Below are 2,130 nucleotides of genomic sequence, written 5' to 3' on the forward strand. Positions count from 1 at the left end.
AGTTCGTCGCGTTCATGGACGCGCTCTTCGTCAACCAGCCGGCCGAGGGCGTGGCCGGCCTGGACGACACCCGGATCGCCGAGCTCGCCCGTGAGGCGGGCGTCGCCGACGACGTCGCGGCGCAGATCGAGGACGGCACCTACGCCACCGGCGAGGACTCCTACGTGCCGTGGGTCACCGCGGTGACCGAGCAGGCCTCACGCGACCTGCCGCGCCTGGCGACCCCGGCCGTCCTGCTGAACGGCCAGGACATCGGCGAGGGTGGCCTGGGCGTCGACTGGCGGGTCCCGGGTGCGCTCGCGGCCGCCGTCGAGCAGGTCCGGGGCTGAGCGTGGACGGCGAGGGGGGACGGGTCGTGACGCAGCGGACGGGGCCGGGGGTGGAGCCCGAGCCGGAGCCCGGGCGCCGTCCCGCGGTGGACGACGACGCGGTCACCGACCCGACGGGACCGTCCGGCACGGCGTCCGGCACGGCGTCGGGCAGGCCGTCCGGCACGCCGCACGTCGGCCTGCGGGCCGGCAGCGGGGTCGTCGCGACGATCTTCCGGATCCGGCACCACAACACGTTCATCTTCACGACGATGCTCATCTCGGCCTGCGTGAGCCTGCTCGCGTCGTTCGTGCTCTCGGTCGACGCGCTGCGCCTGGCGGAGAACCCGGGCCTGGCGCTGGGCTGCGACATCAACGCCGTCCTGTCCTGCGGGACGGTCGCCCAGTCGTGGCAGGCGCAGCTGTTCGGCTTCCCGAACGCCTTCCTCGGGCTGGTCGCCGAGCCGGTCGTCATCACCATCGCGGTGGCGTCGCTCGGCGGCGTGCGGTTCCCGCGGTGGTTCATGTTCGCCGCGCAGGTCGTCTACACGCTGGGTCTGGTGTTCGCGTACTGGCTGTTCGCGCAGTCGACGTTCGTCATCGGCGCGATGTGCCCGTGGTGCCTCCTCGTCACGGTCTCGACGACCCTCGTGTTCACGACGCTCACGCACGTCAACGTGCGGGACGGGAACCTCTACCTCCCCCGGCGCGCGCTGGCCCGCCTGCAGTGGGCGGTCGAGCGGGACGTGGACCTCGTGGTGGTGTGGGCCTGGCTGCTCGGCCTGGCCGTGTTCGTCCTGCTGCGGTACGGCCCGGCGCTCGTCGCCTGACCGGAACGACCAGAGGGGCCGACCAGAGCGGCCGACGGCGGCGTCCCAGCCGGGACGCCCTCGTCGGCCGCTCTGGCACAATCCCCCCGTCGCCGCCTTAGCTCAGTGGTAGAGCACCCGCCTTGTAAGCGGACGGTCGTCGGTTCGAATCCGACAGGCGGCTCCACCCGCCCGTCCTCACGGGTGCCGTCGCCTGCCGTCCGCGTGGCTCACCCCACGCGGACGGGGCCCGGTTGCGGCCGCTTCGGGCGGCGCTCGTCGCCGGACGACCGCCCGCGCAGGCGTCGCGTCGCCCACGGGTAGACGTGCTCGCGCAGCCACTGGGCGTCCTCACGGGCTCGGGCGAGCCGGGGCGACGGCGGCATGGGGGTGAGGGGGTCGTCCCACCGCGGGTCCTCCGGCTCCAGCCCCAGCGCGACGAGGGCGCCCTGCGCGACGCGGCGGTGGCCCTCGGTGGTCAGGTGGATCCGGTCCGGCGCCCACATGCGCCAGTCGCGCAGCGACCGCATGCCCCACAGGTCGACGACGTGCGCGCCCTGCCGTCGGGCGATCGACCACACGTGGGTGTTGAGCACGGCGACCCGCCCGCGGGTCCGGCTCACCAGCGGGCTGTCCTTGGCGTCCACCCCGGTGCCCAGCAGCACGTCGGCCCCAGAGGCGCGCAGGCGGACGACGGCGTCCTCGAGCAGCGCCGCCAGGGCGTCCGGGTCCGCCGTCGGGCGCAGCATGTCGTTGCCCCCGCCGACCAGGCTGACCAGGTCCGCTCCCATCTCCAGCGCCGCCGGGACCTGCTCCGCGAGGATCGGACCGAGGAGGCGGCCGCGGATCGCGAGGTTGGCGTACTCGAGCTGCGGGGCGGGGCCCGCCCCGTCGTCGTCGGCAGCGGTGTGGTCGGCGGCGCGGTGCGGCGCACCTGGCGCCACGCGGGCTGCCAGGTGCAGGGCGAGCAGGTCGGCCCACCCCCGGCACGCACCCGGCGCGGCCGACTCGGG

At 75.0% G+C, this 2,130-nt stretch carries 3 protein-coding genes and 1 tRNA gene; 3 read left to right on the forward strand and 1 reads right to left on the reverse strand.

What is annotated here, in order from left to right; translation table 11 throughout:
- The 3 genes from N866_RS21600 to N866_RS17185 all read left to right on the forward strand — a co-directional run.
- On the forward strand, positions 1–329 hold a 329-nt coding region (locus N866_RS21600; protein WP_034228813.1), incomplete at its 5' end, for a DsbA family protein.
- A 26-nt stretch (positions 330–355) separates the two neighbouring features.
- Entirely contained in the window at positions 356–1,138 is a 783-nt protein-coding gene (locus N866_RS17180) for a vitamin K epoxide reductase family protein (protein ID WP_245612644.1), read from the forward strand.
- 91 nt (positions 1,139–1,229) lie between these two features.
- A tRNA-Thr gene (locus N866_RS17185) sits at positions 1,230–1,304 on the forward strand.
- Between the two features lie 43 nt (positions 1,305–1,347).
- Here the strand turns inward: N866_RS17185 and N866_RS17190 are convergent.
- Positions 1,348–2,130, reverse strand: a 783-nt coding sequence (locus N866_RS17190; protein WP_034228815.1) for an SGNH/GDSL hydrolase family protein, incomplete at its 5' end; no start/stop codon positions are given.

It is taken from the genome of Actinotalea ferrariae CF5-4, from assembly GCF_000603945.1.
Lineage (GTDB): Bacteria > Actinomycetota > Actinomycetes > Actinomycetales > Cellulomonadaceae > Actinotalea > Actinotalea ferrariae.